The organism is Streptomyces sp. NPDC000345 (assembly GCF_042898825.1).
In the GTDB taxonomy this organism is placed as follows: Bacteria; Actinomycetota; Actinomycetes; order Streptomycetales; family Streptomycetaceae; genus Streptomyces.
This window is the reverse complement of sequence record NZ_JBIAZE010000022.1, coordinates 65628-91264: the sequence shown is the minus strand read 5'-3', so window position 1 is coordinate 91264 and position 25637 is coordinate 65628. Positions and strand designations below refer to the sequence as shown.

General features: G+C 71.9%; 27 protein-coding genes and 1 tRNA gene. 19 read left to right on the top strand and 9 right to left on the bottom strand.

The genetic code is table 11. The features are described 5' to 3' along the window. Positions 1–45: 45 nt before the first annotated feature. Positions 46–819: a precorrin-6A synthase (deacetylating) gene (gene cobF / locus ACFY30_RS36245; RefSeq protein ID WP_390849389.1), complete on the bottom strand. Its 774-nt coding sequence runs from the start codon at positions 817–819 to the stop codon at positions 46–48. A gap of 44 nt (positions 820–863) precedes the next feature. After that, on the bottom strand, positions 864–1421 hold the full coding sequence (locus ACFY30_RS36240) for a DUF309 domain-containing protein (RefSeq protein ID WP_390849388.1): 558 nt from the start codon (positions 1419–1421) through the stop codon (positions 864–866). Positions 1422–1521: 100 nt separating this feature from the next. Between ACFY30_RS36240 and ACFY30_RS36235 the strand changes: the two genes are divergently transcribed. From ACFY30_RS36235 to ACFY30_RS36210, 6 genes are all read left to right on the top strand, one after another. Continuing rightward, positions 1522–1595: transfer RNA gene (locus tag ACFY30_RS36235), tRNA-Pro, on the top strand. Between the two features lie 353 nt (positions 1596–1948). After that, the gene (locus ACFY30_RS36230) at positions 1949–2446 is read left to right on the top strand and encodes a hypothetical protein (protein WP_390849387.1); all 498 of its coding nucleotides are present in this window, start codon (positions 1949–1951) and stop codon (positions 2444–2446) included. A gap of 243 nt (positions 2447–2689) precedes the next feature. After that, positions 2690–3676, top strand: coding sequence for an aldo/keto reductase (locus tag ACFY30_RS36225; protein ID WP_390849386.1), 987 nt, complete (start codon positions 2690–2692; stop codon positions 3674–3676). 41 nt (positions 3677–3717) lie between these two features. Continuing rightward, positions 3718–4290: a TetR/AcrR family transcriptional regulator gene (locus ACFY30_RS36220; RefSeq protein WP_390656259.1), complete on the top strand. Its 573-nt coding sequence runs from the start codon at positions 3718–3720 to the stop codon at positions 4288–4290. 117 nt (positions 4291–4407) lie between these two features. Beyond that, positions 4408–5586 carry an acyl-CoA dehydrogenase family protein gene (locus ACFY30_RS36215; protein ID WP_390849385.1) on the top strand — a complete coding sequence of 393 codons (1179 nt, stop codon included), beginning with the start codon at positions 4408–4410 and terminating at the stop codon, positions 5584–5586. 2 nt (positions 5587–5588) lie between these two features. Continuing rightward, positions 5589–6347, top strand: a complete 759-nt coding sequence (locus ACFY30_RS36210; RefSeq protein WP_390849437.1) for an SDR family NAD(P)-dependent oxidoreductase — start codon at positions 5589–5591, stop codon at positions 6345–6347. A 3-nt stretch (positions 6348–6350) separates the two neighbouring features. On the opposite strand, the gene ACFY30_RS36205 is transcribed toward ACFY30_RS36210, so the two are convergent. Beyond that, the gene (locus ACFY30_RS36205; RefSeq protein WP_390849384.1) at positions 6351–7136 is read right to left on the bottom strand and encodes a GntR family transcriptional regulator; all 786 of its coding nucleotides are present in this window, start codon (positions 7134–7136) and stop codon (positions 6351–6353) included. Beyond that, complete coding sequence (locus ACFY30_RS36200; protein ID WP_390849382.1) at positions 7120–7812, bottom strand: PfkB family carbohydrate kinase; 693 nt, start codon at positions 7810–7812, stop codon at positions 7120–7122. The genes ACFY30_RS36205 and ACFY30_RS36200 overlap by 17 nt, the downstream gene beginning before the upstream one ends. A gap of 312 nt (positions 7813–8124) precedes the next feature. Here ACFY30_RS36200 and ACFY30_RS36195 point away from each other — a divergent pair, with 312 nt between their 5' ends. The 6 genes from ACFY30_RS36195 to ACFY30_RS36170 all read left to right on the top strand — a co-directional run bounded on the left by ACFY30_RS36195 (position 8125) and on the right by ACFY30_RS36170 (position 13670). Beyond that, entirely contained in the window at positions 8125–9141 is a 1017-nt protein-coding gene (locus ACFY30_RS36195; RefSeq protein ID WP_390849381.1) for a sugar ABC transporter substrate-binding protein, read from the top strand. Next, positions 9141–10217 carry an ABC transporter permease gene (locus ACFY30_RS36190; protein ID WP_390849380.1) on the top strand — a complete coding sequence of 359 codons (1077 nt, stop codon included), beginning with the start codon at positions 9141–9143 and terminating at the stop codon, positions 10215–10217. The genes ACFY30_RS36195 and ACFY30_RS36190 overlap by 1 nt, the downstream gene beginning before the upstream one ends. 5 nt (positions 10218–10222) lie before the next feature. Beyond that, positions 10223–11140: an ATP-binding cassette domain-containing protein gene (locus tag ACFY30_RS36185; protein WP_390849379.1), complete on the top strand. Its 918-nt coding sequence runs from the start codon at positions 10223–10225 to the stop codon at positions 11138–11140. Position 11141: 1 nt separating this feature from the next. Continuing rightward, positions 11142–12044: a sugar phosphate isomerase/epimerase family protein gene (locus tag ACFY30_RS36180; RefSeq protein ID WP_390849378.1), complete on the top strand. Its 903-nt coding sequence runs from the start codon at positions 11142–11144 to the stop codon at positions 12042–12044. A 147-nt stretch (positions 12045–12191) separates the two neighbouring features. Continuing rightward, on the top strand, positions 12192–13445 hold the full coding sequence (locus ACFY30_RS36175) for a serine hydrolase domain-containing protein (RefSeq protein ID WP_390849377.1): 1254 nt from the start codon (positions 12192–12194) through the stop codon (positions 13443–13445). Between the two features lie 33 nt (positions 13446–13478). After that, positions 13479–13670 (top strand): hypothetical protein, encoded by a 192-nt coding sequence (locus ACFY30_RS36170; RefSeq protein ID WP_390849441.1) that lies wholly within the window; start codon positions 13479–13481, stop codon positions 13668–13670. A 42-nt stretch (positions 13671–13712) separates the two neighbouring features. Here ACFY30_RS36170 and ACFY30_RS36165 read toward each other — a convergent pair whose 3' ends face one another. The 3 genes from ACFY30_RS36165 to ACFY30_RS36155 are packed head-to-tail and all read right to left on the bottom strand — an operon-like array spanning position 13713 to position 16727. After that, on the bottom strand, positions 13713–14717 hold the full coding sequence (locus ACFY30_RS36165; protein ID WP_390849376.1) for a Gfo/Idh/MocA family oxidoreductase: 1005 nt from the start codon (positions 14715–14717) through the stop codon (positions 13713–13715). 51 nt (positions 14718–14768) lie between these two features. After that, a complete protein-coding gene (locus tag ACFY30_RS36160) occupies positions 14769–15545 on the bottom strand; it encodes an SDR family oxidoreductase (protein WP_390849375.1) in 777 nt (258 codons plus the stop codon). 15 nt (positions 15546–15560) lie between these two features. Further along, positions 15561–16727 (bottom strand): phytanoyl-CoA dioxygenase family protein, encoded by a 1167-nt coding sequence (locus ACFY30_RS36155; RefSeq protein WP_390849374.1) that lies wholly within the window; start codon positions 16725–16727, stop codon positions 15561–15563. A 126-nt stretch (positions 16728–16853) separates the two neighbouring features. Between ACFY30_RS36155 and ACFY30_RS36150 the strand changes: the two genes are divergently transcribed. Then, positions 16854–17900, top strand: a complete 1047-nt coding sequence (locus tag ACFY30_RS36150) for a LacI family DNA-binding transcriptional regulator (protein WP_390849373.1) — start codon at positions 16854–16856, stop codon at positions 17898–17900. Here the strand turns inward: ACFY30_RS36150 and ACFY30_RS36145 are convergent. Continuing rightward, positions 17881–19041, bottom strand: a complete 1161-nt coding sequence (locus tag ACFY30_RS36145; protein ID WP_390849372.1) for a Gfo/Idh/MocA family protein — start codon at positions 19039–19041, stop codon at positions 17881–17883. The genes ACFY30_RS36150 and ACFY30_RS36145 overlap by 20 nt on opposite strands. A gap of 142 nt (positions 19042–19183) precedes the next feature. Here ACFY30_RS36145 and ACFY30_RS36140 point away from each other — a divergent pair, with 142 nt between their 5' ends. Then, a complete protein-coding gene (locus ACFY30_RS36140; protein ID WP_390849371.1) occupies positions 19184–20185 on the top strand; it encodes a LacI family DNA-binding transcriptional regulator in 1002 nt (333 codons plus the stop codon). A 439-nt stretch (positions 20186–20624) separates the two neighbouring features. On the opposite strand, the gene ACFY30_RS36135 is transcribed toward ACFY30_RS36140, so the two are convergent. Further along, positions 20625–20969, bottom strand: a complete 345-nt coding sequence (locus tag ACFY30_RS36135) for a cupin domain-containing protein (protein WP_390849370.1) — start codon at positions 20967–20969, stop codon at positions 20625–20627. A gap of 232 nt (positions 20970–21201) precedes the next feature. On the opposite strand from ACFY30_RS36135, the gene ACFY30_RS36130 reads away from it, so the two are divergent. The 5 genes from ACFY30_RS36130 to ACFY30_RS36110 all read left to right on the top strand — a co-directional run bounded on the left by ACFY30_RS36130 (position 21202) and on the right by ACFY30_RS36110 (position 25431). Beyond that, a complete protein-coding gene (locus ACFY30_RS36130; protein ID WP_390849369.1) occupies positions 21202–21852 on the top strand; it encodes a GntR family transcriptional regulator in 651 nt (216 codons plus the stop codon). Positions 21853–21921: 69 nt separating this feature from the next. Next, positions 21922–22674, top strand: a complete 753-nt coding sequence (locus ACFY30_RS36125) for a PIG-L deacetylase family protein (protein ID WP_390849368.1) — start codon at positions 21922–21924, stop codon at positions 22672–22674. After that, positions 22671–23375, top strand: coding sequence for a 4-carboxy-4-hydroxy-2-oxoadipate aldolase/oxaloacetate decarboxylase (locus tag ACFY30_RS36120; RefSeq protein ID WP_390849367.1), 705 nt, complete (start codon positions 22671–22673; stop codon positions 23373–23375). Before ACFY30_RS36125 ends, ACFY30_RS36120 begins: the two co-directional genes overlap by 4 nt. Continuing rightward, entirely contained in the window at positions 23372–24484 is a 1113-nt protein-coding gene (locus ACFY30_RS36115; RefSeq protein ID WP_390849366.1) for a 4-oxalomesaconate tautomerase, read from the top strand. The genes ACFY30_RS36120 and ACFY30_RS36115 overlap by 4 nt, the downstream gene beginning before the upstream one ends. Further along, a complete protein-coding gene (locus ACFY30_RS36110; protein WP_390849365.1) occupies positions 24481–25431 on the top strand; it encodes a catechol 2,3-dioxygenase in 951 nt (316 codons plus the stop codon). The genes ACFY30_RS36115 and ACFY30_RS36110 overlap by 4 nt, the downstream gene beginning before the upstream one ends. The last annotated feature ends 206 nt before the right edge of the window (positions 25432–25637 follow it).

Here is a 25637-nt window from a genome sequence, read left to right as displayed (position 1 = left end):
GCTCTATGGCATAGAACATGCAAAGGTCGTGGCCGACGGACGGGGCTACCCCTTCCCGGGGCCCCGGCGCAGCAGGTACGTGTCCATGATCCAGCCCTTGCGCTCGCGCGCCTGCGCACGCAGCCGCTCGATACGGGGGGCGGCCTCGGCGATCGGACCGGAGACGAGGATCTCGTCCGGGGTGCCGATGTAGGCGCCCCAGTAGATCTCGATGTCCTCCTCGGCGTACTGCCGGAACGTCTGGTGGGCGTCCAGCATCACCACCACGTCGTCCACCCCCTCAGGGAACCCCTCGGCGAGCCGCCGCCCGGTCGTGATCTGCACCGGTCGCGCCACCCGGTTCAGGCCCGTGCGGTGCCGGGCGACCAGCGCCGAGACACTGCTGATGCCGGGCACGACGTCGTACTCGAACGCCACCCCGCCCCGCTCCAGCACCTCCTCCAGGATCCCGAGCGTGCTGTCGTACAACGCCGGATCGCCCCACACCAGGAACGCTCCGCTCTCCTCCTCGCCGAGCTCCTCGGCGATCAGCCGCTCGTAGATCTGCGCGCGGGCACTGCGCCAGTCGCCGACCGCGGGGGAGTAGCCGGCCCCGCCGGCCCGGCGGTCCCGCTCCGGATCCCGGGCCTCGACCACCCGGTACGCGCCCTCCGGTATGTGCGTCTCGAGCATGTCCCGGCGCAGCCGCGTCAGATCGCTCTTCACCTCGCCCTTGTCCAGGACGAAGAACACGTCCGTGCTCCGCAGGGCCCGCACCGCCTGCAGGGTGAGCTGGTCGGGGTCGCCCGCTCCGATACCGATGACATGAATCTTTCGCACGCCACCGAGTCTGCCGTACGCCACTGACAGTGACCGGGGCGGGATCAGCGCAGCCGGGGCGCGTGCCGTCCCGCGTCCACCGCCGAGCCCGTCCGCTCCACGTCGTCCGCCAGCGCGCGCGCCCAGCCGGCGAGGCCCGCGAGGTCCATCCCGTACGGACGCTCCCGCCCCGCGCCCGCCGCCCACTCCTCCACGGAGCCGGCGCCGCGCCGCAGCAGCCGCGGACCGCCCGTGAGGTTGCCCCGGGCGGCGTGGGTGAGGCCCACCGCGAGCTGGGCGAGCGCGCGCCACAGGGTGCGCTCCGCCTCGGGGCCGGCCTTCCAGGCGTCCTCGAAGACCTCGTGCGCGTGGAACGGCTTTCCCGCGTCCAGCAGGGCCTGCGCCTCGGCGACGGTCTCCTCCGGGGACCGCGCGACCCCCTCGGGCTGCCGCTCCACCCCTGGTGCCCCGTACGGCAGGGGGCGCCCCAGCCCGTCCCGGGGCCGGGCGCTGCGTGCCCGCCCCTCGTCGTCCCGGTCCCGCGCCCCGGCCGGCCGGGCGGCGCCCGTACCTCCCGTGCTCCCCGCGCTGTCCGCGCCGCCTGTCCTGCCCGAACGGTCCATGCGCCGATTGTCCCCCGCCCGGGTCCCCTTCGGTGCGGCGCCCGGTGTGGGGTAAAGTGCTGTTCGCGCGATCACGTGGAACCCCGCGACGATCGCGCACCGGGACGTGGCGCAGCTTGGTAGCGCACTTGACTGGGGGTCAAGGGGTCGCAGGTTCAAATCCTGTCGTCCCGACCGGAGATTCTTTCTCGGTCGCAGCTTCGGAGCCCTGTCTCACTTCGGTGAGGCGGGGCTTCGCGCGTTCACGGCCCCTCCCGGCCGGCATGTGCGGGCGCGGCGGTGCGGCGCCGCCGACACGCCGGTCTCCCCCCTCGAAGCACTCGTTCATAGTAATGGGCGCTTTGGTGTGACTTGTCTGCTTCATATGCCTCTGGACTGGGCTTTTCCGCCGGTTGTGGGCCCCCGATGTCTCCTGTGGCCCGGAGTGGGCGGGGCGACTGGACTTGCCGCCGGTCACGCTCCGGGGCCTTCTGAACACGGGGAACCTCCCCACACCTTCCTTGTTCACCCACGAAGAAAGGCGCGGAATGCCATCTCTCAAGCGCTTCGGGCCCGCTGTCGCGTCGGCCGCCGTCCTGGCCTCCCTGGCCATGGCCGTCGCTCCGGCGGCCTCGGCGGCCGCGGACCCGCAGACCGGCAACCCTCTCCCGGTCGTCCAGGAGGCGAAGACCGAGGGCACCAAGGCGGCCACCTGTGCCGCTCTCACCGCTCAGCTCACCACGCAGTTGCAGGCCGCCCAGTCGGCTCTGGCCGCCGCGCCGCCCGACGTCGTCGCGGCCCAGGCGGCCATCACCGCCGCCCAGGCCACCGTCGTCCAGCTCCAGGCGCAGCTGTGTCTGCCGACGGTGCCCTCGGTGCCGCCCACCTGCGCGGCCCTCGCCCTGCAGCTGCAGCAGGACCTGCAGGCCCTGGTGGCCGCGGTGACGACCTTCCCGCTCAACCAGACGCAGATCAGCCTGGCGTTGAACGCGGTGCTCACCACCACCGCGGCACTCCAGGCCAACGCCTGCACGAGCGCCACCTGATCCGGGGGCCGCGGCACGACGCCGGTCCGGCGAGCGGTCCGGGAGTGCCGGTGGCCCGTTGAAGAGGTCTGACCTCGCGCTCGCGACGTGTCGCGTCGGGTCCGGCGGTTGCGCACCGCCGGACCCGACGCCGTGTTCGGCGCCATGCGCGGGCAAGGGCCTTGCGGTGAAGCGCACTTCAAGTTGAAGACTCCCCTTCGAGCCGGAGCCGGCGGTGGCTCCGGCCGAACGGGAGGACCCGCCGTGAAGTACCGCACCATAGGAACCGATCCCGCCACCCGGCGCGAGGTCAGCGTGCTCGCGCTCGGCGCGATGCTGTTCGGATCGGCGACCGACGAGAAGACGTCGTTCGCGATCCTCGACCGTTACGTGGAGGCCGGCGGCACGTTCGTCGACACGTCCGACAACTACGCGTTCTGGGAGGACGGGAGCCAGGGTGGCCAGAGCGAGGAACTGCTCGGCCGGTGGCGGCGCAGCCGCGGCATCGGTGACGAGATCGTCATCGCCACCAAACTCGGTGCCCGGCCGCTCGCCCCGGGCACCGGCTACGTCGACAACCCCGAGGGGCTGTCGGCCGCGGTGATCCGGGAGTCGGCCGAACGCAGCCGGGACCGGCTCGGCGTGGAGAGGCTGGACCTGCTCTACGCCCACATCGACGACCACACCGTCCCGCAGCGCGAGACCGTGGAGGCGTTCGCGGAACTCGTCGCCGAGGGCACGGTCGGCCTGCTCGGGGTGAGCAACCAGGCGATCTGGCGGGTGGAACGGGCCCGCGCCCTCGCCGCCGCGGCGGGGCTGCCCGGCTACGAGGTCCTGCAGTACCAGCACAGCCATCTGCGCCCGCGCACCGACATCCCCGACGACCTCTTCCCGGACGGGAGCCTCGGCCACGCCGGCCCGGAACTCCTCGGCTATCTGCGGGCCGAGCCCGGTCTGACCCTGGTCGCGTACTCGCCGCTGCTCAAGGGCGCGTACACCCGCCAGGACCGGCCGCTGCCGGCGGACTACGACCACCCGGGCACCCCGGCCCGGCTCGCCGTCCTGCGGGAGGTGGCGCGCGAGACCGGCGCGAGCGTCAACCAGGTCGTGCTGGCCTGGCAGTTGGGCGGCGAGCTGCCCGTCCTCCCGCTCGCCGGAGCGTCCTCGCCGGCGCAGCTGGAGGAGAATCTCGCGGCCGTGGACCTGGAACTGACCGAGGACCAGCGGGCGCGGCTGGACGCCGTGCACTGAGGGCCGGGCGGCGCGGCCCACCTGCCGGTTAGGCTGGGATCATGCCGTCCACCCGCCGTACCGCCCGACAGGCCGACCTGCTGGAACGACTCGTCGCGCTGCTCACGGCGGAGGGGTTCTCGGATCTCACTCTCGACGGCCTCGCCGAGCGGCTGCGCTGCTCGAAGACCACGCTCTACCAGCTCGCCCGCAGCAAGCAGGGGCTGGTCGTCGAGGCGACCAAGCACTACTTCCGCGGGGCGACGGAGGCCGTCGAGAAGCGGGTGGCGCAGACCGTGGATCCCTCGGACCGGGTCAGGGTGTACCTCACCACCGTGGCCGAGCAGCTGCGCCCGCTCTCGCGCCGTTTCCTCGACGACGTGGCGGACTTCCCGCCCGCCCGCGAGGTGTACGAGGCCAACACGCGGATGGCCGCGGAGCGGGTGCGGCAGCTGATCGCCGAGGGGGTCTCCGGCGGCGCCTTCCGTGACGTGCACACCGCGTTCGTGGGCGAGGTCGCCGCCGCGACCATGCGCCAGATCCAGCAGGGCGAGCTGAAGGCGCGGACCGGGCTGACCGACGCGGAGGCGTACGAGCAGCTCGCCTCGCTGATCGTGCACGCCGTCTCGTCCTGATCCCTCGCTGAAGTCCTCGGTGAGCGGGGGTGCTGAGGGGCGCCCTCTTGCCGTACTGTGAATGATACGTTCGTACGCACTCCAGTATCACTTCCAGTACTACTCGTGGAGGTCACCATGCCTGCCACTCGCGCCCTGCCGACCGAGGAAGCGGTGGAGCTCATCCAGCTCACCCGCACCCTCGCCGCCAAGGAACTCGCACCCCGGGTCGCCGAGGCGGAGGCGGACGGGGCGTTCCCCCGGGACGCCTTCCGCACCCTCGGCCGCAGCGGCCTGCTCGGGCTGCCCTTCGCCGAGGAGTACGGCGGGGCGGGACAGCCGTACGAGGTCTATCTCCAGGTGCTGGAGGAGATCGCCGCGGTGTGGTCGAGCGTCGCCGTGGGCGTCTCCGTGCACGCCCTGTCCTGCTTCCCGCTCGCCCGCTTCGGCACCGAGGAGCAGCGGCTGAAGTGGCTGCCCGACATGCTCGGCGGGGAGCTGCTCGGGGCGTACTGCCTGTCGGAGCCGCATGCCGGCTCCGACCCGGCGGCCATGCTGACCCGGGCCGTCCGCGACGGCGACGCGTACGTCCTCAACGGCGCCAAGGCCTGGACCACCCACGGCGGCTACGCCGACTTCTACACGGTCATGGCCCGCACCTCCGACGACCGCAGCCACGGCATCTCCTGCTTCCTCGTCCCCGCGGACACCCCGGGGCTCAGCGCCGACCCGCCGGAGCGGAAGATGGGGCTGACCGGCTCGGCGACGGCCACCATGCGGCTGGACGACGTGCGGGTGCCGGTGGAACGGCGGATCGGGGAGGAGGGGCAGGGTCTGAAGATCGCGCTCGCCTCCCTCGACTGCGGCCGTCTGGGCATCGCCTCCGTCGCCACCGGCCTCGCCCAGGGCGCCCTCGACCACGCCGTGCGGTACGCGCGTGAGCGGGAGACCTTCGGCAAGCCGATCATCGAGCACCAGGGGCTGGCGTTCGTCCTGGCCGACATGGGGGCCGCGATCGAGTCGGCGCGGGCCACCGCGCTGTCCGCCGCGCGGCTGAAGGACCTCGGTCTGCCCTTCACACGGGAGGCGTCGATCGCCAAACTCGTGGCCACGGACAACGCCATGAAGGTGACCACGGACGCCGTGCAGGTCCTCGGCGGATACGGGTACACCCGCGACTTCCCCGTCGAGCGCTACATGCGCGAGGCCAAGGTCATGCAGATCTTCGAAGGAACCAACCAGATCCAGCGCATGATCATCTCCCGTGCGCTGGACCGGAACGAGGGCGGTGTGCTCACCGCCCTCGGCAAGGAGTGATGATGCAGCTCGAGAACACCGCCGCCCTCGTCACCGGCGGTGCGTCCGGCCTCGGCGCGGCCACCGCGAAGGCGCTCGCCGGGCGTGGCGCGCAGGTCTTCGCCCTCGACCTCAAGGACGGCGTCGACAAGGCCCCCGAGGTGGACGGCGTCACCTATGTCCCGGCCGACGTCACCGACCCCGAGCAGGTCCGTGCCGCCGTCGCCGTCGCGGCGGGTGCGGGTGTCCCGCTGCGCACGGTCGTCAACTGCGCCGGCATCGGCCCGTCCGCGCGGATCCTCGGCAAGAAGGGCGTCCACGACCTGGGCCTGTACGCCAAGGTGATCCAGATCAACCTGATCGGCACCTTCAACGTGCTCGCGCTCGCCTCCGAGGCGATCGCCGGGACCGAGGCGGACGAGAACGGCCAGCGGGGCGTGATCGTCAACACCGCGTCCATCGCCGCGTACGACGGCCAGATCGGCCAGGCCGCCTACTCGTCCTCCAAGGGCGGCGTGGTGGGCCTGACCCTGCCCGCGGCCCGCGACCTGGCCCAGTACGGGATCCGGGTGTGCACCATCGCCCCGGGCATCGTGGAGACGCCGATGCTGGCCACCGTGTCCGAGGAGTTCCGGGCCGGTCTCGCGGCGGGCGTGCCCTTCCCGCACCGCCTCGCCCGGCCCGAGGAGTACGCGCAGCTCGCCCTGTCGATCATCGACCACGACTACCTCAACGGCGAGACCATCCGCATGGACGGCGCGCTGCGGATGGCCCCGAGGTAGTCCCTACGCCCTGACCAGCAGCTGGAAGTCGAAGGCGTACCGGGACGCGCGGTAGATGTGCGTCCCGTACTCGACCGGCCGCCCGGTGTCGTCGTACGCCGTGCGCTGCATGGTCAGCAGGGCCGCGCCCGCCTCCTCCGCGAGGAGCGCGGCCTCCTCGGCGGTGGCCGAGCGGGCGCCGATGGTCTGGCGGGCGCTGTGCAGGGTGATGCCGCTCGCGCGCATCAGGTGGTACAGGCCGGTCGCCTCCAGCCGCTGCGTGTCGAGGTCGAGCAGGGCCGGGGGCAGGTGGTTGCACAGGAACGCCACCGGCTGGCCGTGGGCCGAGCGCAGCCGCTCCAGAAGCGTGACCTCGGCGCCCTCCGCGATCCCCAGCGCGGCCGCCACGTCCGCGGTGGCGGGGACGCGTTCGTGGCGCAGGACGTGGGTGGTGGGCCCCTGCCCGGCCGCCTCCAGGTCGTCGTAGAGGCTGCTGAGTTCCAGCGGCCGTTTCACCTGGCTGTGCACCACCTGGGTGCCGACCCCCCGGCGGCGCACCAGCAGCCCCTTGTCGACCAGGGACTGGATCGCCTGGCGGACCGTGGGGCGGGACAGGCCGAGGCGGGTCGACAGGTCGATCTCGTTGCCCAGCAGGTTGCCCGGGGCGAGCGCGCCGTGCTCGATGGCCGACTCCAGCTGCTGGGCGAGCTGGTAGTAGAGCGGCACCGGGCTGGAGCGGTCGAGCGCGAAGTTCAGCCCGTCCAGCGCCGAGGCGGCCACCGCGCGGGCACGTTCACCGGTCTTCGCCATCGGGGGCACCTCCTGTGTCGGCCGCGTAGCGGATGGTCTCTTCCAGCGTCCAGCCCGCCAGCAGTCCGTGGACGAGCCGTCCGCCGAAAGCCTCGCCCGCCCCGGCCGGCAGCTCGGCGGTGGTGCCGTCGCGGTGCACGGCGAGGACACCCCCCGACTCGGGTCCGACGACGGCCAGTTCCACCCCGGCCGCGAGCAACTCCTCCGCGCAGGCGCGGGGTTCGCGTACGCCGGTGGCGATCGCGCAGTCCTCGGGGGTGCCCACGGCGATCGTCGCGTGGCGCAGCCCCTCCGCGTAGCAGGGCCGGGCCGCCTCCGGATCGGACCAGAGCGCGGGCCGCCAGTCCAGGCCGAACACCGTGACGGCCGTCCGGTCGCGCACCTTGAGGGCGGCGAGGGTGGCCGAGCGGTCCGGCTCCCGGCTCAGCCCGGTGCCGGTGAACCAGAAGACCCGGGCCGCGCGGATCGCGAAGAAGTCCAGGTCGTCGGCGCGGGTCACCACGGCGGCGGAGCGGCCCAGCCGGGCGGCGGTGGCCGCCACGCCCGCGGCGGCGCCGTCGGAGAACCTCCTCGAATCGTCCACGCGTGCGAGGGGTACACCCGCGTGCGAGGGGTAGAGATCGATTCCGGTGCGACCCATCGTGATCAGGTCCAGGGGCTGGGCGGACTCGGCCATGCGCGGCACTCCTCACGGTGGTCGGGGGGCCTGGCGTCTCCCAGGTGTAGGTCCCGGTGGCCTCCGCTGTCAATGGTTTGTTCTTACATTCGGACCTGCTCGTGAAATGATGTCTTAACAAAGTATTGACAGCGGGCGTGCCAGGGGATTGGATCCCGTCCCAGCAGTGCACAAGGCGAGTCCGTACAAACCGAACAGTCGCGGACCCGGCCGCATGGCCCCACCCTGAGCAGTAACGGGCCCCGGATCCTCGAGATCGCCTCCCCCCTTTCCCCGGTCGTTTCCCCCGTCGCACAGTGAGGTGCAGGAAAGATGGACAGCTCTTCGCCCCGCTCCCGCAGAATCGCCCCGGTCGTGGCCATGGCCGCGGCGGTGGCCCTGACCCTCGCGGGCTGCTCCAGCGGCTCCGGCGGCAAGAAGGCCGAGGAGAGCGCGGACGGCGCCTCCGCGGGCAAGGCGAGCACCCCCCAGATGACGGTCGCGCTGGTGACCCACCAGTCGCCCGGTGACACCTTCTGGGACATCGTCCGCAAGGGAGCCGAGGCCGCCGCGGCCAAGGACAACGTCAAGCTGGTCTACTCCGCCGACCCGAACGCGGGCAACCAGTCCAACCTCGTCCAGAACGCGATCGACCAGAAGGTCGACGGCATCGCGATCACCCTCGCCAAGCCCGACGCCCTCAAGGACGTGGTGGCCAAGGCGAAGGCCGCGAACATACCCGTGGTCGGCCTCAACTCCGGTGTGAGCGAATGGCAGAAGCTCGGACTGATGGAGTTCTTCGGCCAGGACGAGACCGTGGCCGGTGAGGCGCTCGGCAAGCGGCTCAACGAGGAGGGCGCCAAGAAGGCCGTCTGTGTCATCCAGGAGCAGGGCAACATCGGTCTGACCCAGCGCTGTGACGGCGTGAAGAAGACCTTCTCGGGCACCACCGAGGTCCTGAACGTCAACGGCACCGACATGCCGTCCGTGAAGTCGACGATCACCGCCAAGCTGAGCCAGGACAAGGCCATCGACTACGTCGTCACGCTCGGCGCCCCGTTCGCGCTGACCGCCGTGCAGTCGGCGTCCGACGCCGGCAGCAAGGCGAAGATCGCCACCTTCGACCTCAACAAGGACCTGACCGGAGCCATCAGCAAGGGCACCATCCAGTTCGCCGTCGACCAGCAGCCCTACCTCCAGGGCTACCTGGCGATCGACTCGCTGTGGCTCTACAAGAACAACGGCAACTACATGGGCGGCGGGGAGCAGCCGGTGCTGACCGGTCCGGCGTTCGTCGACAAGACCAACGTCGACTCGGTGGCCGCGTTCGCCGCGAAGGGCACCCGGTGATGAGCATGACCCAGCACGCCGGGCCGGCGGTGACCACACCGCCGGCCTCCGGCCCGAAGCAGACCGACGGCCGGACCGCCCGACGACCCCTGGCACTCCGCCTGTTGGCCCGTCCCGAGGTGGGCGTCTTCCTCGGCGCCGTCGCCGTGTACGTCTTCTTCCTCATCACGGCCCCGCCGGTGCGCGAGGCCTCCTCGATGGCGAACATCCTGTACCAGTCGTCCACCATCGGGATCATGGCCCTGCCCGTGGCCCTGCTGATGATCGGCGGCGAGTTCGACCTCTCCGCCGGTGTCGCCGTGATCACCTCGGCCCTGACGGCGAGCATGCTCAGCTACCAGCTGACCATGAACGTGTGGGTCGGTGTGGTCGTCGCGCTGCTGGTCTCCCTCGGCATCGGCTTCTTCAACGGCTGGATGGTGATGAGGACCGGGCTGCCCAGCTTCCTGATCACCCTGGGCTCCTTCCTGATCCTGCAGGGCGTCAACCTCGCGGTGACCAAGCTGGTCACCACCAACGTGGCCACCGACGACATCAGCGACATGGACGGCTTCGACCAGGCGAAGAAGATCTTCGCCTCGTCCTTCGACATCGGCGGCGTCCAGGTCAAGATCACCATCTTCTACTGGCTGGCCTTCGCGGCCCTGGCCACCTGGGTCCTGCTGCGCACCAAGTACGGCAACTGGGTCTTCGCCGTCGGCGGCAACAAGGAGAGCGCACGGGCGGTCGGCGTGCCCGTGAACTTCACCAAGATCTCGCTGTTCATGCTGGTCGGTCTCGGCGCCTGGTTCGTCGGCATGCACCAGCTGTTCACCTTCAACACCGTGCAGTCCGGCGAGGGCGTGGGCCAGGAGCTGATCTACATCTCGGCGGCCGTGATCGGCGGCTGTCTGCTGACCGGCGGCGCCGGCTCCGCGATCGGCCCGGTCTTCGGCGCGTTCATGTTCGGCATGGTGCAGCAGGGCATCGTGTACGCCGGCTGGAACCCGGACTGGTTCAAGGCCTTCCTCGGCGTGATGCTGCTCGGCGCCGTCCTGATCAATCTGTGGGTCAGCCGCACGGCGACCCGGAGGTGACCCCCATGACATCCACGAACGGAACCGGCACCCACGGGGCCGTCATCGCCGACACCGCCCCGGACAACGGGGACGGGGCGATCGTCGAGCTGCGCAACGCCGGCAAGTCCTACGGCAACATCCGCGCCCTGCACGGCGTCGACCTGAAGGTGCACCCCGGCCGGGTCACCTGCGTCCTCGGCGACAACGGCGCCGGCAAGTCCACCCTCATCAAGATCGTCTCCGGGCTGCACCAGCACACCGAGGGCGAATTCCTCGTCGACGGCACCCCGGTGCGCTTCTCCACCCCCCGCGAGGCCCTCGACAAGGGCATCGCCACCGTCTACCAGGACCTGGCCACCGTGCCCCTGATGCCGGTGTGGCGCAACTTCTTCCTCGGCTCCGAGATGACCAAGGGCCCCTGGCCCGTGCGCCGCCTCGACATCGAGAGGATGAAGGAGACCGCCGACCACGAACTGCGCGAGATGGGCATCGTCCTCGACGACCTGGAGCAGCCCATCGGCACGCTGTCGGGCGGCCAGCGCCAGTGCGTGGCCATCGCCCGCGCCGTCTACTTCGGCGCCCGCGTCCTGATCCTGGACGAGCCCACCGCCGCCCTCGGCGTCAAGCAGTCCGGTGTCGTGCTGAAGTACATCGCCGCCGCCCGCGACCGCGGCCTCGGCGTCATCTTCATCACCCACAACCCCCACCACGCCTACATGGTCGGCGACCACTTCAGCGTGCTGCGCCTGGGCACCATGGAACTCTCGGCCGACCGCAGCGAGGTCAGCCTGGAGGAACTCACCAACCACATGGCCGGCGGCGCCGAACTCGCCGCGCTCAAGCACGAGCTGGCCCAGGTCCGCGGCGTCGACGTCGAGGAGCTGCCGGACGAGGGAGACCTCACCGCCCCGGTGACGGGCGGCGCCGAGGGGAAGGCCTGAGATGGCCGCCCCGCTGGACCGGATCCGCGTCGGATCGGCCCCGGACTCCTGGGGCGTCTGGTTCCCCGACGACCCCCGGCAGGTGCCCTGGGAACGGTTTCTGGACGAGGTCGCGCAGGCGGGCTACTCCTGGATCGAACTCGGCCCGTACGGCTATCTGCCGACCGACCCGGCCCGCCTCACCGACGAGGTCGACCGACGGAACCTGAAGGTCTCGGCGGGCACCGTCTTCACCGGTCTGCACCGCGGGCCGTCCGTCTGGGAGTCCACCTGGGAGCACGTCAGCCAGGTGGCCGCCCTCACCCGGGCGATGGGCGCGCAGCACCTCGTCGTCATCCCGTCCTTCTGGCGCGACGACAAGACCGCGGAGATCCTGGAGCCGCCGGAGCTGACGGCCGCACAGTGGGCTCACCTCACCAAGGGCATGGAGCGCCTCGGCCACGAGGTGAGGGAGGAGTACGGCCTCGACATCGTCGTCCACCCGCACGCCGACACCCACATCGACACCGAGGAGCACGTCGAGCGCTTCCTGGACTCCACCGACACCGAACTTGTCAACCTCTGCCTGGACACCGGGCATTACGCCTACTGCGGCGGCGACAGCGTCAAGCTGATCGAGACCTACGGCGAACGCATCGGCTATCTGCACCTCAAGCAGGTGGACCCGGCGGTCCTCGCCGAGGTGGTGCGCGACGAGGTGCCGTTCGGCCCGGCCGTCCAGCGCGGGGTGATGTGCGAACCACCGGCCGGAGTACCGGAGTTGGAGCCGGTGCTGGTCGCGGCCCAGAAGCTCGGCGTCGACCTGTTCGCCATCGTCGAGCAGGACATGTACCCGTGCGAGCCCGACAAGCCCCTGCCGATCGCGGAACGAACCCGTTCCTTCCTGCGGTCCTGCGGGGCGTGACCTGGGCCCTGTGACCCGCCGCCGGGGCGCCGTCGCCGACAGGCGGCGGTGCGCGCCCGCTCGTATGGTGGTGAGGGGCGCACGCGGTCCGTGCCGCTGATGCGGCTTCGGGCTGCGGCGCACATCTCCTCATGCGGGAGCGAGCCCATGACACACCCGTACATCAGACTGCGCCGGGGGGCCGTCGTCGCCGCCGCGGTGGGGGCGCTGGTGGCGCCGGCCGCGGGCGGGGCCGCGGTGGCCCTGCCGTCCGCGGGCGGTTCCGTCGTCACCGGCACCGAACCACCCTCGCCGTCCTCGTCCGGGGACGGCGTCGTCGCGCTCACCCCCGCCGTGCGGCAGCAGGTCGACGCGGCCGTGCGGCGGGTCATGAAACAGGCGAACGTACCCGGCGTGAGCGTCGGCATCTGGACGCCCGGCAAGGGCCGGTACGTGAAGTCCTTCGGCGTCGCCGACAAGAGCACCGGGCGGCCGATGAACCCGGACCTCTTCATGCGCATCGGCAGCGAGACCAAGACGTTCACCGTCACCGCGGTCCTGCAGCTGGTCGACGAGGGCAAGATCGGTCTCGACGACACCATCGACCAGTACGTCGACGGCGTGCCGAACGGAGACGAGATCACCCTGCGTCAGCTCGCCGGGATGCGCAGCGGTCTGTTCAACTACTCGGAGGACGAGGACTTCTTCAAGGCGCTGACGTCCGACCCCGACCGGCCCTTCACCCCGCGGCAGCTGCTCGGCTACTCCTTCAAGCACCCCGTGCTGTTCCCGCCCGGAGCGCAGTTCTCGTACTGCAACACCAACCTGATCCTGCTCGGCCTGGTCGTCGAGCAGATGAGCGGTCAGCGGCTCGACGACTACGTCCAGGAGCACATCCTGGACCCGGCCGGCCTGGACGACACCCTGTTCCCCGTCGGCGCCGAGTTCCCGACGCCGCACTCGCAGGGCTACACCGACCAGACCGCGACCGGCGAGGTCGAGGACGCGGCGAACTGGAACCCGTCCTGGGGCTGGGCGGCCGGCGCGATGATCTCCAAGCTGGAGGATCTGCGGGTCTGGGCGCGCACGGTGGCCACGGGCGTCCTGCCGGACGGACGGCGCATGATCAGCCCCGCCACCCAGAAGCAGCGGCTGACCACCCCGCCGACCCCCATCCCCGGCGCCGGGTACGGCCTCGGCATCTTCGACGTCCAGGGCTGGATCGGCCACAACGGCTCCCTGCCCGGCTACGAGTCCCTGACCATCTATCTGCCGTCGGCGCAGGCGACCCTCGTGGTGGTGCTCAACACCGACGTCAACTACCGGAACCAGGAGCCCAGCACCCTGTTCGGCGACGCGATCACGACGATCGTCTCCCCGGACCACGTCTTCGACCTGCCGGCGGAACCAGCGGCGCGCTGAGGACGTTGAAGAGTGCGGAAGGTGTGCGCAGTCGTGAGCGGGGAGGGTGAGATGCGGGAGGAAGAGCAGACCGGCAGTGCGGAGGCCCGGCGCCGGGCCAGGTTCGGTGCGCTGCCCGAGCGGGTGCGTCCCGAGGACACCGTGGAGGAGCGGCCGGCCACGCCGCGGGACCCGGCGCGGGACGCGTACGACCCGGACGAATGGATGGTCCGCTACTGCCTGTGAGGGCGGCCCCGGCGGGACCGCCCTCCCGGAAGGCGAGCCGGGTCAGGAGGCCCGCACCTCCGCGATCGTCACGGGCCGGTGCTCGTGCAGCGAGAGCGTGCAGGCCTCCGCGATCCAGCCCGCCTCCAGGGCGTCCTCGATCGTGCAGGGAGAGGGCCGGGAGCCGGCCACGACCTCGGTGAACGCGGTGAGTTCGGCGCGGTAGGCGGCCGTGAAGCGGTCCATGAAGAAGTCGTGCGGGGTACCGGCGGGGAAGGTGACGCCGGGCTCCACCGAGCGCAGCGGCAGCTTGTCCTCCAGACCCACGGCGATGGAGTCCTGGAAGCCGTGGATCTCCATGCGGACGTCGTAACCACGCGCGTTGTGCCGGGAGTTGGAGATCACCGCGAGGGTGCCGTCGTCGAGGGTGAGCAGGGCGCCGGTGGTGTCGGCGTCGCCCGCCTCCTTGATGTAGTCGGCGCCCCGGTTGCCGCCGACCGCGTAGACCTCGGTCACCTCACGCCCCGTCACCCAGCGGATGATGTCGAAGTCGTGGACCGAACAGTCGCGGAAGATGCCCCCGGAGGCGGCGACGTACGCGGCCGGCGGCGGCGCCGGGTCCAGGGTGGTCGAGCGGACGGTGTGCAGGGTGCCCAGCTCGCCCGACCGGACCGCCGCCCGCGCGGCGGCGAACCCGGCGTCGAAGCGGCGGTTGTAGCCGATCTGGATGGGCACGTCCTTGCCCTGGACGGCCTTGAGCACCTCGACGCCCTCACCCATCGTCCGGGCGACGGGCTTCTCGCAGAAGACGGGGACGCCGGCCTCCACGGCCGCCAGGATCAGACCCGGGTGGGCGTCGGTCGCGGCGGCGATCACCACCCCGTCCACGCCGGCGGCCAGCACGGCCTCGGGGGAGTCGGCGACCTCGGCGCCGAACCGCTCGGCGGCGGACTTGGCGGCCTCCGCGAACGGGTCGGCCACGACGAGGGACTCGACGGCGTCGAGCCCGGAGAGGGTCTCGGCGTGGAAGGCGCCGATGCGGCCGAGGCCGAGGATTCCGATGCGCATGGGGTGCAGCTCCTTGAGACTCGTGCGGGGAGGGGGGACGGGAGGGAGGGCCTAGTCGAGGCCGCCGAGCACGTTCTGGTCCCAGTCGATCACCGAACCGGTGACCACGCCGGACCGCTCGGACAGCAGGAACACCACGAAGTCGGCGATCTCGTCCGGCTGGCCGAGCCTGCCCATCGGCAGCCGTGCGGCGGCCTGCTCGCGCCAGTCGTCCCCGGCGCCGTGGAACGCCTTCTGCGTGGCGTCCTCGCCCTCGGTCGCCGTCCAGCCGATGTTCAGGCCGTTGATCCGGATCCGGTCGAAGCGGTGGGCGTGCGCCGCGTTGCGGGTCAGACCGGCCAGCCCGGCCTTGGCCGCGACGTACGGGGCGAGGTAGGGCTGCCCGCCGTGCGCCGAGGTGCTGATGACGTTGACGATCGAGCCGGGCGCCTCGCGTGCCAGCATGTCGGCGACCGCCGCCTGCATGGCGAAGAACGGCGCCCTCAGGTTGATCGCGACATGCTGGTCGAACAGCTCGGGCGTGGTGTCGAGCAGCGTGCCCCGGGAGGTCAGCCCGGCCGAGTTGACCAGGCAGTCGACCCGCCCGTACGCGGCCACGGTCTCGGCCACCGACGCCGTCGCCTGCCCGGCGTCCGCCAGGTCGGCCCGTACGAAGACCGCCTTGCCGCCCGCCTCGGTCAGCTCGGCGGCCAGCGCCTCGCCCGGTTCCGGCCGCCGTCCGGTGACGGCGACGAGGGCGCCCTCGCGGACCGCGGCCCGCGCGACGGCCGCGCCGACCCCCTGGCTGCCGCCGTTGACGAGCACGACCTTGTCGTCGAGAAGTCCCATGGACCGCGATTCCTTTCAGCTGGTGCGTCGTTCGGTGCCGGTCCGCAGCGCGTCCCGGAGTGCCCGCGGGGTCCACTCCTCGCGCAGCGCCCGCCGCAGGAGGTCCGCCTGGGTGGGCGGGGCCAGACCGTCGACCGGCGGGTCGCTGTCGAGGTTGGTGGGGAAGGGGTAGCCCTCGGCGCTCGCCGCGATCACGCGCTCCAGCCACTCCTCGGGCACGCCGTCCGCCCGGCGCCGCAGCAGCACGGGGAAGACCGCGTTCGCGACCGCCTCCCGGTCCACGGTCTCCATCGCGCGCCCGAACGCCGAGGACACCTGGAGCAGGTTGGCCGTCCGGCGCACGTCCGCGGTGCGGTTGGTGCCTGCGGCGTGGAACACGGCCGGGTTGAAGAAGGCGGCGTCGCCCTTGGCCAGCGGCAGCTGGACGTGGTGCTCCTCGAAGTACGCCTGGAACTCCGGCAGCCGCCAGGCCAGATAGCCGGGCTCGTACGTCTGTGAGTACGGCAGGTAGAGCGTGGGACCGGACTCCACCGGCATGTCGCAGTGCGCGACCGCCCCCTGGAGCGTGAGCACGGGGGAGAGGCGGTGGACGTGCGCCGGGTAGGCGGCGGCCGTCTCGTTGGAGAGGAACCCGAGGTGGTAGTCGCGGTGCGGGCTCTGCGCCGCGCCGCCCGGGTTGACCACGTTGACCTGCGAGGTCACCTGGTAAGCGGGGCCCAGCCAGGCCCGCGAGACCAGCGCGAGGACGTCGTTGGCGTAGTAGTCGGCGAAGGCTTCCGGGTCGTACAGCGCCGCCTTCTCCAGCGCGTTCCAGACCCGGTCGTTGGCGCCGGGCCGCGCGAAGTGGTCACCGGCGGCCGCTCCCGAGGCGTGCTGCTCGGCGATGAGCCCGTCGAACACGGCGCTGAGCCGGTCGACGACCACCGGGTCGGGAAAGGCACCGCGGAAGACGGCCACCCCGGGCCCGTCGGTGAAGGCGCGCACCAGCTCGGCGCGCAGCTCACGCTCCGCCGAGGAGGCACGGAGCCGCTCACCGTCGTAGACGAGGACGTTCCCCTGCACGGCGGAGGCGTGCGGGAAGTCGGCGAGGTCGGTCGTGCGCTCGACGAGCGCGCGGAACGCCCGCAGGTCGCAGTCCCGCTCGCTCAGCCAGGCACTGCTCGGCACGGAGAGGAAGGACATCGTCGTCCCTTCGATGACAACGGCGGCTCAGCGCTGCCATTCTTGTCATGACAAACCCGTCGAACAACCAGCAGGCGGCCTTCAAAAACCCCTCAAGCACACCCTTCGACCCGTGAGGAGCCTTCCGTGGGCCATCCCTTCCCGCTCCGCGAGATCGCACGTCAGGCGGGCCTCAGCGAGGCCACCGTCGACCGGGTGCTGAACGGCAGGGGAGGGGTGCGCGAGTCCACCGCCCAGGAGGTGCGGCGGGCCATCGCCGACCTGCACCGTCAGCGCACCCAGGTCCGGCTCGTCGGCCGCACCTTCATGGTCGACATCGTGATGCAGGCCCCGGAGCGGTTCAGCACCGCGGTACGGGCCGCCCTGGAGGCCGAGCTGCCCTCCTTGCACCCGGCCGTGCTGCGCTCCCGCTTCCACTTCCGGGAGACCGGACCGGTCGGGGAGCAGGTCGCCACCCTCGACCGGATAGCCCGGCGCGGCTCGCAGGGCGTGATCCTCAAGGCACCCGACGTCCCCGAGATCACGGCCGCCGTGGGCCGTCTGGTCGCCGCCGGCATCCCGGTCGTCACCCTCGTCACCGACCTGCCCGCCAGCGCCCGCCTCGCCTATGTCGGCATCGACAACCGGGCCGCCGGCGCCACCGCCGCGTACCTGATGGGCCAGTGGCTCGGCGACCGCCCAGGCAACATCCTGACCAGCCTGTCCAGCGGCTTCTTCCGCAACGAGGAGGAGCGCGAGATGGGCTTCCGCGGGGTGATGCGGGCCCGGCACCCCGAGCGGACCCTGGTGGAGATCACCGAGGGCCAGGGGCTGGACGCCACCCAGTACGACCTCGTCAGGGCCGCCCTGGCCCGTGACCCGGCGATCCGGGCGGTCTACTCGATCGGCGGCGGGAACTTCGCGACCCTGAAGGCCTTCGCCGACGCGCGCCGCGAGTGCGCCGTGTTCGTCGCGCACGACCTCGACCACGACAACACCCGCCTGCTGCGCGACCACCGTCTCTCCGCCGTCCTCCACCACGACCTGCGCCAGGACATGCGGGAGGCCTGCCACATCGTGATGCGGGCGCACGGCGCGCTGCCGGCCGCGGGACCGGCGCTGCCCTCGCCGATCCAGGTGGTGACGCCGTACAACATGCCGACGGCCGGCCTGCCTACGGCGCCGGCACGCTGACCCAGCCGCCGGTCCGCGCCGACCGCGTCATCGCCTCCAGCACGGCGGCGCTGTGCACGGCGTCCGCGAGCGTCGCCCCGTACGGGGTGCCCTCGGCGACCGAGCGCAGGAACCGGTACGCCTCCACGACCTTGAGGTCGTCGTAGCCCATGGCGTTCGCGGCGCCCGGCTGGAACGCGCCGAACTCGCCGTCGCCCGGGCCGACGTACACCGTGCTGACCGGCTGGTCCTGGTACGCCGTGCCGCGGCTGACGCCCAGCTCGTTCATCCGGCGGAAGTCCCAGAAGACCGCGCCCTTGGTGCCGTGCACCTCGAAGCCGTAGTTGTTCTGCTCGCCGACCGAGACCCGGCACGCCTCCAGGACCCCCCGGGCGCCGGAGGCGAAGCGGAGCAGGCAGTTGACGTAGTCCTCGTTCTCGACCGGGCCGAGCGCACCGCCCGAGGCGCGGCTGTGGCCGGCCGTCGCCCCCGTCGGACGGGCCCGCTCGGGGACGAAGACCGCTGTATCGGCCGTCAGGGAGGTGATGTCGCCCAGCAGGAAGCGGGCCAGGTCGGCGCCGTGCGAGGCCAGGTCGCCGAGCACTCCGCTGCCGCCGCGCTTCCGCTCGTACCGCCAGGTCAGGGCGCCGTCCGGGTGGGCCGCGTAGTCGCTGAGGAGACGGATGCGGACATGGGTGACCGCGCCCAGCTCGCCGGAGGCGATCAGGTCGCGGGCGGTCTCCACCGCGGGCGCGTTGCGGTAGTTGAACCCGACCGCGGCCTGCACCCCCGCCCCGGCCACCGCGTCCGCCACCGCGGCGGCGTCCTCCCGGGTCAGGCCCACCGGCTTCTCGATCCAGAGGTGCTTGCCGGCCTCGGCCATCGCGACACCGATCTCGCGGTGCAGGAAGTTCGGCGCGGTGATGCTGACGGCCCGGACGCGGGGGTCGGCGGCCACCTCGCGCCAGTCCCGGGTGGTGGAGGCGAACCCGAACTGCGCCGCGGCCTCCTCCGCCCGGCCGGGGACCTCCTCGGCGACGGCCACCAGCTCCGGACGCAGGGCCAGCTGGGGATAGTGGTGCCGGACGCGGGCGTACGCCTGGGTGTGCACCCGGCCCATCCAGCCGAATCCGACGACGGCGACACCGAGCGAATCCACCATGACAGCCCTCGCAGTCCCTCTCCGGCCCGCTTTTGGACCGGTCCATTTCCTGTCCAGGCTCACCCTGGAGGCGGTCTGCCGAGGGTGTCAAGCCCTTCGCGGCCCTTTGACAACCGGTCAGCGGCATGGAACGGTCCACACCATGAGACCGCCGACCATCCGCGACGTCGCCGACCGCGCCGGAGTGTCCAAGTCGCTGGTCTCCCTCGTCCTGCGCGGCTCCGACCAGGTGCGCGCCGAGAAGCGGGAGGCCGTCCTGCGGGCCGTGCGCGAGCTGGGCTACCGGCCCAACGCGGCCGCGCGCAGCCTCAGTGAGCAGCGCACCCGCACGGTCGGCGTGCTCCTGCACGACCTGCGCAACCCCTGGTACGTCGACCTCCTGGACGGCCTCAACTCCCTGCTGCACGCGGGCGGCCTGCACATGCTGCTCGCCGACGCCCGTCTCAACCGCCGCGTCGGCCAGGACCCGGCCGGTCCCTTCCTCGACCTCGGCACCGACGGCCTGGTCGTGGTGGGGACGCTGCCCGATCCGGCGGCGCTCGGCACGATCGCCGAGCGGATCCCGGTCGTCGTCGCGGGCGCCCGGGAGCCCGTCCCGGCCGGGGTCGACGTGGTCGCCGGCGACGACGAGCAGGGCGCCCGGCTGGTCACCGAACACCTTCTCGGGCTCGGGCACCGCCGGATCGCGCACATCGCGGGCTACGGCGCGGTCGGTGAGCTGCGCCGGCGCAGCTTCGAGGCGGTGATGCGGGCCCGGGGGACGGGGCGGGCCCTGGTCGAGGCGAGCGACATGACCGAGGAGGGCGGTCACCGCGCCGCCGTACGGCTGCTCGGCCGTCCGGACCGGCCCACGGCCGTCTTCGCCGTCAACGACATCGCGAGCGTCGGTGTGCTGTCGGCGGCCGAGGAGCTGGGCCTGCGGGTCCCGCGGGACCTGTCCGTCGTGGGTTACGACAACACCAGCACGTCCCGGCTGCGCCATCTGTGGCTGACCACCGTGGACAACGCGGGCCACGAGGTCGGCCGGCGGGCGGCCCGCTGCCTCCTGGACCGGTTCGAGGGGCGCGGAGGGGACGGCCGGGTCCAGTTGGCCGCGCCGACGCTGGAGATCCGTGGGACGACGGCGCCTCCGGCCGCCGGCTGACCGAGCGCCAAGACTGCGCGGCCGCGGAGGCCGGGCGCCGCCGGAGGCCTGCCGGCGCCGTCGGAGGCCAGTGCCGTCGGAGGGCTGAGCGCCATCAAGGGGTGAGCGCTGGTGGAGATCGAGCGCCCGCAGAGGTCGGCCGCCTGTAGAGGCCAGCGCCCTCGGGGGCCAGCGCCCTCGGAGGCCAGTGCCGGAGGTCGAGTGTCGTCATGGGGCGGGCGCTGCTGGAGGCTGAGCGCCTTCTGTGGCCGGCGCCGTCAGGGGTCGAGCGCTGTCGGTGGTCGCGCGGTCTCGGAGGCGGGCGCCGGAGGTCGAGTGTCGTCATGGGGCGGGCGCCGCTGGAGGCTGAGCGCCCTCTGCGGCCGTGCCCTCAGAGGCTGAGTGCCGTCGGCGGTCGCTCGGCCTCGGAGGTCGCGCGTCTCGGAGGGTGCGCGTGGGCTCAGAGGTCGATCGCGTAGGCCTTGCGCAGTGTCTCGTGCACCGTCCACGTCGTCCGGTCGCCCGCGCGCAGTACCGCCATGTCGCCGGGGCCGACGGTGAGGGTGGGGCCGCCCTCGACCTCGATGGTCGCCGACCCGCTGAGCACGACGAACATCTCGTCCGCCTCGGTGTCCGTGACGACGCCGGGGGTGATCTGCCAGACGCCCCGGATCCGCCGGCCGTCCGGTGACTCCCACACCACCTTGCCGGTCACCTCGGGCGTCCCGGAGACGATCTGCGCCGGATCGAGCGGCTCGGGCCGCAGGTCGGCGTCGGGGATGTGGAGAGCGAAGCTGTGCGTCATGGGGCGACCCTAGCGAGGGCGTCCGGCCGCCGGGCGTGGACACAGTGTGCGGTATCGCCGCAGGCGGGAGGACACTTCGTCGCGGCCGACGACACCGGCGGACGGGGTGGAGGGGCCCCGCGCCGGGGGACGGCGGGCCGGCCGATCCACAGGCAATACGGCGGACAAAATTGTTGACAATCTTGTTTGGCTAGATTTAGGTTCGACAGGCACTCACTCAGGGAGGGCAACGATGCCGAAAGAAGCCCGTCCGAGCACCGGGGAGCAGGCCAAGCAGCATGCGCTCGCGCAGCTGCGGCAGGCGATCCTGCACGGCGAGATGGCACCGGCGCAGCGGCTGGTGGAGAACGAGCTCGCCGAGCAGTTCGGTGTGACGCGGGCCAGCATCCGCGCGGCACTCATCGATCTGGAGTCCCAGGGACTCGTCGAGCGGATCCGCAACCGCGGCTCGCGGGTGCGGGTGGTGACCGTGGACGAAGCGGTCGCCATCACCGAGTGCCGCATGGTCCTCGAAGGGCTGTGCGCGGCGAAGGCGGCCGTCGCGGCCAGCGACGAGCAGCTCGCCGAGCTGACCGAGCTCGGCACGGCGATGACCAAGGCCGTCGCCGACGGCGAGCCGGTCACCTACTCCGACCTCAACCAGGAGCTCCACGCCAAGGTCCGGGACTTCTCCGGACAGCGGACCGCCGTGGATCTGCTGGAGCGCCTCAATGCCCAACTGGTGCGCCATCGCTTCCAGTTGGCGCTGAGGCCGGGACGTCCGCAGCAATCCCTGAACGAGCACCTGACCATGATCGAAGCGATCCGGGCCAGGGACCCGCAGGCGGCCGAGACGGCCGTCCGCGCCCACCTCAGCAGCGTGATCGAGGCGCTCCGCGACTGATCGACGCGCTCCGCGACTGATCGCGGCCGTGCGGGGCGGGCGCCCACCTGTCACCAAGGAGAATGCAGCATGATGCAGGCCAACGCGCCCGCCGGCCCACCCCGTTCGACCCTCGTCGTCACCGCGCACGCCGGGGACTTCGTGTGGCGCGCGGGCGGCGCCATCGCCCTGGCCGCCGCACGCGGCGAGAAGGTCACCATCGCCTGTCTGACCTTCGGCGAGCGCGGCGAGTCCGCCAAGGCGTGGCGCGAGGGCAGGACGCTGGAGGAGATCAAGACGATACGCCGGGACGAAGCCGAGCGCGCCGCCGCCACCCTGGGCGCCGAGGTCCGTTTCTTCGACGCCGGCGACTACCCCCTGGTCGCCTCCGCCGAACTGACCGACCGGCTCGTCGCCCTCTACCGCGAGACCCAGCCCGACGTCGTCCTCACCCACCCCGCCGAGGACCCGTACAACGGCGACCACCCGGCCGCCCACCGTATGGCCCTGGAGGCGCGCGTGCTGGCGCAGGCCATCGGCTACCCGGGCGAGGGCGAGATCATCGGGGCCCCGCCGGTCTTCTACTTCGAGCCGCACCAGCCCGAGATGAGCGGCTTCAGGCCCGAGGTCCTGCTCGACATCACCGAGGTCTGGGAGAGCAAGCGCAAGGCGATGGAGTGCCTGGCCGCCCAGCAGCACCTGTGGGACTACTACACCGACCTCGCCGTCCGCCGGGGCGTCCAGCTCAAGCGCAACGCCGGCCCCAACCTGGGCCTCGCGCACAGGACCATGGCCGAGGCGTACATGCGTCCCTACCCGCAGATCGCGAAGGAGCTGGCATGAGCGGCGTGATCGTCACCGGTCCGCCGAAGGCGGAGCAGAAGGACGTGGACGCGCTGGCCGGCTTCGGTGTGGCCACCGTGAGCGAGGCGATGGGGCGGACCGGTCTGCTGGGACCGGGGATCCGGCCCGTCCAGCAGGGCGTACGGATGGCCGGCACCGCCGTCACCGTGCTCAGCTGGCCCGGGGACAACCTCATGATCCACGCGGCCGTCGAGCAGTGCGGCGAGGGCGACGTCCTGGTCGTCACCACCACCTCGCCGTCCACCGACGGCATGTTCGGCGAGCTGTTCGCGACCGCGCTCCAGCGGCGCGGGGTGCGCGGGCTGATCATCAACGCGGGCGTCCGGGACACCCAGGAGCTGCGGGAGATGGACTTCCCCGCCTGGTCGCGGGCGGTCTCCGCGCAGGGCACCGTGAAGGCCACCGGCGGTTCGGTCAACGTGCCGGTCGCGATCGACGGCCAGGTGATACGCCCCGGTGACGTGATCCTCGCCGACGACGACGGTGTCGTGGTCGTCGCGCGCGAGCGGGCCCGCGCCGTGGCCGAGGCGTCCCAGGCCCGCGAGGCCAAGGAGGCGCGCTCCCGTGCCGCCTTCCTCGACGGCGAACTGGGCCTGGACCGCTACGGGTTGAGGGAGACCCTGAAGCGGCTCGGTGTCGCGTACCGGACGTACGAGGAGTACACGGGGGAGTCGCGATGACCTCCGTGCCCGAGGAGGTGCCCTGTCTGCTGATGCGGGGCGGCACCTCCAAAGGTGCGTACTTCCTCGCCGACGACCTGCCGTCCGAACCCGCCCTGCGCGACGAGCTGTTGCTGCGCGTCATGGGCAGCCCCGACGGGCGGCAGATCGACGGCCTGGGCGGCGCCCATCCGCTCACCAGCAAGGTCGCGGTGGTGTCCCGGTCCGCCGACCCGAAGGCCGACGTGGACTACCTCTTCCTCCAAGTGGCGGTGGAGAAGGCCGAGGTGAGTGACCGTCAGAACTGCGGGAACATCCTCGCCGGCATCGGTCCGTTCGCCGTGGAGCGCGGACTCGTACCGGCCGGGGAGAGGGAGACCGCCGTCCGTATCCGCATGGTCAACAGCGGTGACTACGCGACGGCGACCTTCCCGACCCCCGGCGGGCGGGTGCGTTACACCGGGGACGCCGAGATCTCGGGCGTACCGGGGACGGCCGCGCCCGTGGTGATCGAGTTCCCGCCGGGCACGCATCCGCTGCTGCCCACCGGGAACGCCCGCGACGTGATCGACGGGGTGCCGGTGACCTGCGTGGACAACGGCATGCCGACGGTCCTGATCCCCGCCTCCGCCCTGAAGCTCACCGGCTACGAGCACCCCCGTGAGCTGGAGGAGGACGTGGCCCTGGCCGACCGCCTGCGCACGATCCGGCTCGCGGCGGGCCGGCTGATGGGCCTCGGCGACGTCTCGGGCACCACCGTGCCCAAGCTCACCCTGCTCGCGCCGCCCCGGAGCGGCGGCGCGGTCACCACGCGCACCTTCATTCCCGTGCGCTGCCATGCGTCCATCGGGGTGCTCGGCGCGGCCGGCGTGGCCGCCGGCCTGCGGATCGAAGGCGGCGTGGGCGCACGGATCGCGGATCTCCCGCCCGGGGGTGACCGAATCCGCATAGAACATCCCACTGGATTCCTGGACATCGAAAGTAGCCTCGGCAGCACCACCGGCGGCCTGCCCCGCGCCGGCCGCACCGCCGTGGTCCGCACGGCCCGCAAGCTCTTCGACGGCACGGTCTTCCCCCGGTCCGCCGAGACGGCGCCGATTCCCCCGCAATCTCCTGGAGGTCAACGATGACTCCGCCGCTCGGCGACATCGCCCACATCGGCCACGCGCAGCTCTTCACCCCGGACCTGGACGCCAGCGTCGCCTTCTTCACCGACTATCTGGGCCTCACGGTCAACGGCGAGCAGGGCGACACCGTCTACCTGCGGACCTTCGACGACTACGAGCACCACAGCCTCGTCCTCACCGCCCGTGAGCAGCCCGGCCTCGGCCGGCTGGCCCTGCGCACCTCCAGCGAGGAGGCCCTCCACCGCAGGGTCGACGCGGTCGAGGCGGCGGGCGGCAGCGGCACCTGGGCCGAGGACGAGCCCGGCATCGGCAAGCTCTACGTCACCACCGACCCGGACGGCCACGAACACGCGCTGTACTGGGAGAGCGAGCACTACCGCGCACCCGAGGGGCTCAGGCCCGCGCTGAAGAACCAGCCGCAGGCCAAGCCCAACCGGGGCGTGGGGGTGCGGCGCCTGGACCACGTCAACTTCCTCGCCGCCGACGTCCTGGCCAACGCCGAGTTCCAGGAACGGGTGCTGGGTGCCCGGCCCACGGAGCAGATCAGGCTCGACAGCGGGAAGATCGCCGCGCGCTGGCTGACGTACACGAACAAGTCGTACGACGTCGTCTACACCTCGGACTGGACGGGCAGCGCCGGGCGGCTGCACCACCTCGCCTTCGCGACCGACACCCGTGAGGACATCCTGCGGGCCGCCGACCTCGCGATCGACACGGGCGTCTTCATCGAGACCGGTCCGCACAAGCACGCCATCCAGCAGACGTTCTTCCTGTACGTCTACGAGCCCGGCGGCAACCGCGTCGAGTTGTGCAACCCGCTCACGCGGCTGGTGCTGGCGCCCGACTGGCCGCTCGTCACCTGGACCGAGGAGGAGCGGAAGAAGGGGCAGGCCTGGGGCCTGAAGACCATCGAGTCCTTCCACACGCACGGGACGCCACCGGTCGCGTAGCGCCCGGACGGCCTCAGGACTGGATTGTCGATGAGATTGTTGACAAAAGCGTTGACACTCTCGGGGCGGGTCCTTAGCGTCTAGCGCACCGGGTCAGCCGCACGAGCCGCTGAAGACCCGCCCCCGGCTCCCGGCTCCGTTCGAGCCGGGGGACCCCCGTTCGAGATCCCCTCCAGGGAACGCCTCCTGGACGAGAGGAAAACAAC